6 protein-coding genes and 1 pseudogene are annotated in these 5047 nt (G+C 70.8%); 1 reads left to right on the forward strand and 6 read right to left on the reverse strand.

Annotated features, from left to right (window positions below; all coding sequences use genetic code 11):
• Positions 1 to 101: 101 nt before the first annotated feature.
• A pseudogene (locus Q7A36_RS38195) lies at positions 102 to 296 on the reverse strand (IS21 family transposase); the annotation flags it as partial.
• Between the two features lie 38 nt (positions 297 to 334).
• Between Q7A36_RS38195 and Q7A36_RS38200 the strand changes: the two are divergent.
• Entirely contained in the window at positions 335 to 526 is a 192-nt protein-coding gene (locus Q7A36_RS38200; RefSeq protein ID WP_305109034.1) for a hypothetical protein, read from the forward strand.
• Between the two features lie 219 nt (positions 527 to 745).
• Here the strand turns inward: Q7A36_RS38200 and phnE (Q7A36_RS38210) are convergent, their stop codons facing one another.
• The 5 genes from phnE (Q7A36_RS38210) to Q7A36_RS38230 form a co-directional block, all read right to left on the reverse strand.
• On the reverse strand, positions 746 to 1573 hold the full coding sequence (gene phnE / locus Q7A36_RS38210; protein WP_305109029.1) for a phosphonate ABC transporter, permease protein PhnE: 828 nt from the start codon (positions 1571 to 1573) through the stop codon (positions 746 to 748).
• Positions 1570 to 2442: a phosphonate ABC transporter, permease protein PhnE gene (gene phnE / locus Q7A36_RS38215; protein WP_305109033.1), complete on the reverse strand. Its 873-nt coding sequence runs from the start codon at positions 2440 to 2442 to the stop codon at positions 1570 to 1572. The genes phnE (Q7A36_RS38210) and phnE (Q7A36_RS38215) overlap by 4 nt, the downstream gene beginning before the upstream one ends.
• Complete coding sequence (phnD, locus tag Q7A36_RS38220) at positions 2439 to 3428, reverse strand: phosphate/phosphite/phosphonate ABC transporter substrate-binding protein (RefSeq protein WP_305109030.1); 990 nt, start codon at positions 3426 to 3428, stop codon at positions 2439 to 2441. Before phnD ends, phnE (Q7A36_RS38215) begins: the two co-directional genes overlap by 4 nt.
• A gap of 31 nt (positions 3429 to 3459) precedes the next feature.
• Positions 3460 to 4284 (reverse strand): phosphonate ABC transporter ATP-binding protein, encoded by an 825-nt coding sequence (gene phnC, locus Q7A36_RS38225; RefSeq protein WP_305109031.1) that lies wholly within the window; start codon positions 4282 to 4284, stop codon positions 3460 to 3462.
• Positions 4285 to 4629: 345 nt separating this feature from the next.
• The coding region (locus Q7A36_RS38230) for a transposase (protein ID WP_305109032.1) at positions 4630 to 5047 on the reverse strand (418 nt) is incomplete at its 5' end.

Genomic DNA, 5047 nt, shown 5'->3' on the forward strand with positions numbered 1-5047 from the left:
CATGGCCAACCGCAGCCTGGCCTCGAGGAGGCGGTCCTGCCGCTCGACGATCTCGCGGTCGAGCAGCAGGCCCAGCCACGCGGCCGGGGCGTGGTCGCGGGACCGACGGCGGCTGCCTCCTGGCCGATCCGCTCGATGGTCCACTCGGCATGCCGCCGAGGCGCCTGCGGCATGTGTTCCGGCAGGGTGGTGTGCCGGCCACGCAGCTCGCCGCGGACATGCATGGCGACGCGCTCGCCCTTGTGGAACAACTCCACTGTGCGGGCGGTGATGCGGGCCTCACACGACGTGCGGGAGAGCCCGGAATGGGCGGTTGACTTTATCGGAATCCGCAGTGCCGGTCGGCTGCACGACGACCGCGGCCAATGTCAACGACGCGCTGGTCTTCGAGCGGCTCTTCCTCGCCGCCTTCGCGGTCATGGTCCGCATCCGTACGGTCTTCGCCTACAAGGGCTACGACGCCACACATTCACCGCAGCAAGCAGGCTGCCGGACCCGGGCTCGGCAAGCGCAGGTGGCCGGTTGAACGCACCAACGCCTGGCTGCTCGAGAACCGCCGACTTGCCCTGCGCTTCGACCGATTGGGCTTCATCGTGTAATCGCTGCTGCAGGCGGCATGCATACTCCTGGTTGCGGGCTGCTTCGCCAGCGAATTGTGAAAACACACCTTCGGCGGCATTGCGCCAAACAACCAGCCATGCCGACCGGCATGGGTCTTCGCGCGGCGGTGCGGAGTTCCCCGGCATCACCCCGTGATCAGGGCCCGCCGCAGCCGCGCCGAGGCCCAGTCGATCGCGGCCACGGTCGCGATCATCAGCAGGATGATGAACGCCACCTCGTCCCAGGCGCGGACCCGGATGCGCTCGGCGATCTGCAGCCCGATGCCGCCCGCGCCGACCACGCCGAGGATGGCCGCCGCCCGCGTGTTGCTCTCGAAGAAGTAGAGCGCCTGGGCCAGCATGACGGGCAGCACCTGCGGCAGCACGCCTAAGCGGAGGCGCTCTGCCCAGCCGCCGCCCGCCGCGGTGACGCCATCCACCTGCCGCGGCTCCACCGCCTCGATCGCCTCGGCATAAAGCTTGCCGAGAACCGCGATGTCGGCTGTCGCGATCGCCAGCACGCCGGCCAGCGGCCCGAGCCCGACCGCGCGCACATAGGCCAGCGCCCAGATGAGTTGGTCGATGCCGCGGAAGCCGTCGAAGACCCGGCGGATGGAGAAGCGCAGCAGCGTGACGGTCACGACATTGCCGGCGCCGAGGAAGCCGAGCGGCACGGCCAGCAGCGCCGAGGCCGCGGTGCCGAGGAAGGCCATGGCGACGCTCTCGGCCAGCCCCGTCAGGATATCGGCCCAGAGATCCCCCGGCGAGGGCGGGATCATCAGCCGCAGGATGCTGGCGAGGCCCGCCAGTCCGTTCCACAGGCGCTGCGGCGCGAAGCCGAAATGCCACAGCGCCCAGCCGAGCCAGGCGAGGAAGCCCGCCATGGCCAGACCGCGGACCAAGCGCCGGCGCGGCGCCAAGCCGAAGGCGGAGGGCAGGCGGGCGCGCCAGGCGGCGATCTCCGCGCCGCTCATCCGAAGGCGCCGATGATGCGGTGGCGCAGCGCCTCGGAGAGCAGGTCGATGCAGGCAACGGCGAGCAGGATCAGCACGACGATGGCGCTGATCTCCTCATAGTAGTTCTGCGCAATGACGGTGTAGAGTTCCTCGCCGATGCCGCCGCCCCCGACGAAGCCGATGACGCTGGCCGAGCGCAGGTTGATCTCGAACCGCAGCAGCGCGTAGCTCAGCAGGTTGGGTGCGACCTGCGGCAGGATGGCGAAGCGGCAGGCCTGCGGCCAGGTGCCGCCCGCGGCGCGCACCCCGTCCCAGGCGAGACGCGGCGTGTTCTCGATGGCCTCGGCGAAGAGCTTGCCCAGGGCGCCCGCAGTGTGGCAGGCGATTGCCAGGATGCCCGCCAGCGGCCCGACGCCGAAGGCCCAGACCAGGATGAGGGCGACGACGATTTCCGGCACCGTCCGCATCGCCTCCAGCGAACGGCGCGCGCATTGGAAGGCCAGCATGCCGGCGCCGAGGTTGCGGGCGGCGGGGAAGGCCAGCAACAGCGCCGCGCCGGCCCCGAGCAGCGTCGCCAGCGCCGCCATGTTGGCGGTCTCGAAGAGCAGCCAGGACCAGGAATCCAGCCGGTAGAACCAGGCGGCCAGGCTGCCCTCGGTCTGGCTGTCGGCGAGGAGCACCGGCCAGCGCAGGGTCGGCAGGATCCTGGCGAAATACTCGCCGATCCTCGGCAGGCCGGATGCCAGCGTCGCCGGCCGCACCTCGCTCATCCAGGCGGCAGCCAGCAGGGCCGCGAGGAGCGCGGTGAGCCCCAGCACGGTCGCCCGGCGGCGCTGCCGGCGCGCCTGCCACCAGGCCGCCTCCGCGCGCGCGGCCGCCGCGCTCAGTTCCGCCGGCGACGTTCCGTCGCCTCCTGCTTCCGCATCTCGACCATGAACTCGTAGTCGCGGTGCGAGACCTCGCGGTAACCCGCGCCGCCGCCGCGCTCGATCTGGCGATAGATGTCCGGATGCGCCTTGGGCAGGGCCAGATGGAACAGCCGCATGTCCTCCTTGAACCCGTCCGGCAGGTCCACGCGCACGGTCTGCGGGCCGTTGATGATCGGATCCGAGGTCCAGATCACCCGCATCTGACGCATGTCGAGCAGGCCCTTGTCGACCATCGCCCGCAGCGTGCCGCGCGTATAGCCCTGGTTCACGTCGCCCTGCCCGCTCGCCCAGGTGACGGCGGCGTCGTACTGCTTCTGCACCACGGCGATCACCGCCTGCTCGTGCCCGCCGGCGAAGCCGGTGCGGCTGAAATACTGCTCCGGGTTCATCCCCTGCCGGCGGAGTGCGAAGCGCGGGATCAGGTAGCCGCTGGCCGAGTTCGGGTCGGACCAGGCCATCGCCTTGCCGCGCATCTGCTCGAGGCCGGTGATGACGGAATCCGCCCGCACCAGCATGACCGCGACGTAGCTGATCGAGCCGTCCGCCTCCTCGGTCGTCAGCAGCGGCTCGACGCCGCCCTGCGTGTCCATCCAGGCGGCGGCATAGGCGGCCGGCGACATGTTGGCGATGTCGAGCTGCTTCGCGCCGAAGGCCTGGATCACCCCGGCATAGTCGCTGGCGGGGTAGAGCCGCGCCGGGACCTTGAAGGTCGCCTCCATCAGCTCGCGATAGGGACCGAAGCGGCCGAGCCGGTCTGCCTCATTCTCTCCCCCCAGCAGGCCGATGCGGATCTGTTTCATCTGCTCGCCCCAGGGGCGCGGGCCCGCCGCGGGGAAGGCAATGTCCGGGTCGAGGCTCCGCCGGGCCGGTCGTGCGGTCTGCGCAAGGGCAGCGGCACCGGGGCTGGCGGCGAGCAAGGCGCCGAGGGCGCGACGCGTGATCATGGGGGCGGGCTCCCTCCGGGATGACGGATGATCATGCCAGCGTCGGCCGGGTCTGGGCAGCCTCGACGCTGGCCGCGGACTCGGCCGCGAATTCCTCCTCGGACATGCCGTAGATGGCGCCAATGCGCGCCGCGTCCAGCGCCCCGGGTGAGCCGTCGAACACCACCCGCCCCGCCTGAAGGGCGAGGATCCGGTCACAATAGGCCTGCGCCGTGTCGAGGTGGTGCAGGTTCACCAGCACCGTCAGGCCGCGCGCGCGGTTCATCTCCCGCAACGCCTCCATCACCGCCCGCGCATTCGCGGGGTCGAGGGACGCGATCGGCTCATCGGCCAGCACCAGGCGCGGCTGCTGCAGCAAGGCCCGGCAGAGCGCGACCCGCTGCTGCTGCCCGCCGGAGAGTGTCTCCGCCCGCTGCAACGCCACCTCCAGCAGGCCGAAACGCTCGAGCGTGGCGAGCGCCATGGCCCGCTCCGCCGGTGTGAAGGCCGATGCCAGCAGCACGAGCGCACGCCGCCATCCGTGCTGGTGCGCAAGTCGCCCGAGCAGGACATTGGTCAGCACGTCCAGCCGCTGCACCAGGTTGAACTGCTGGAAGACCATGGCGCAGTCCCGCCGCCAGTCGCGGAGCGCGCGGCCGCGCAGCCTCGTGATATCGCGCCCGCCATACACGATGCGGCCGGCGCTGGGCTCGACCAGGCGGTTCACCAGCCGAAGCAGCGTGGATTTCCCGGCGCCCGAGCGGCCGATGATGCCGAGCATCTGGCCCGCCGGAACCGTCAGGGTTACCCCATCCACCGCCGCCGTCGCCCCGAAGCGGCGCGTCAGTCCCTCCAGGTCCAGTGTCGGAGTCGTCACCGAGGTCATCCGGCATGGTTACCGCAACCGGTGCCGGTGGCGAAGCCAGGGCCGGACCGGGCTCGCAGCAAGGACGCGCCGCCTGGGGCAGGGCGCGGCCGCGTCCCGGCGGCGCCGTGGAGGGCGGCCCGCGTCTGGGCAGCCACGCCCTGCCCGCGACCGTGGGGGTCGGACCGGCGGCGGTATTGACCTTCGGGCCGGGCCGCGGGACCTTGCCCGCGCCCACCGCCTGCGCGCCTGAAATGGGACCGTCACAGAATCGGGGGTGATGAGACCGCAGAAGCTTGCGGAGGTCGCGTCCGTCAATGTGGTGGAATTGGCTGATGGTCTGCGGGTGACCACGGCTCAGGCGAGCCTGGGTGGCAGTTGCAGGGTTTCATTGGTGGGCGCCGGGCTGAGCATCTCGGCCATGGCCTCGACGCCCATGTAGCGGTGCTGCATTTGCCATTCATCGTTGGCCTCGAGCAGGACGGCGCCGATCAGTCGAATGATCGAGGCTTCTGAGGGAAAGATGCCGACCACGTCGGCCCGGCGTTTCACCTCCTTGTCCAGCCGCTCCAGGGTGTTGGTCGAGTGCAGCTTCGACCTGTGCGGGGCGGGGAAGGACATGTAGGCGAGGACATCGTCCTCGCTCTCATCCATGAGCACGCCGAGCTTTGGCCAGCGGGGGCGGAGCTGGTCGGCGACGTGCCGCCAGGTCTGCTGCGCGCTGGCCTGATCGGGCTGCAGGAAGGCCTGACGCAGCGCGGCCGAGGCCATGGAC

The organism is Paracraurococcus lichenis, assembly GCF_030657435.1.
GTDB lineage: Bacteria > Pseudomonadota > Alphaproteobacteria > Acetobacterales > Acetobacteraceae > Paracraurococcus > Paracraurococcus lichenis.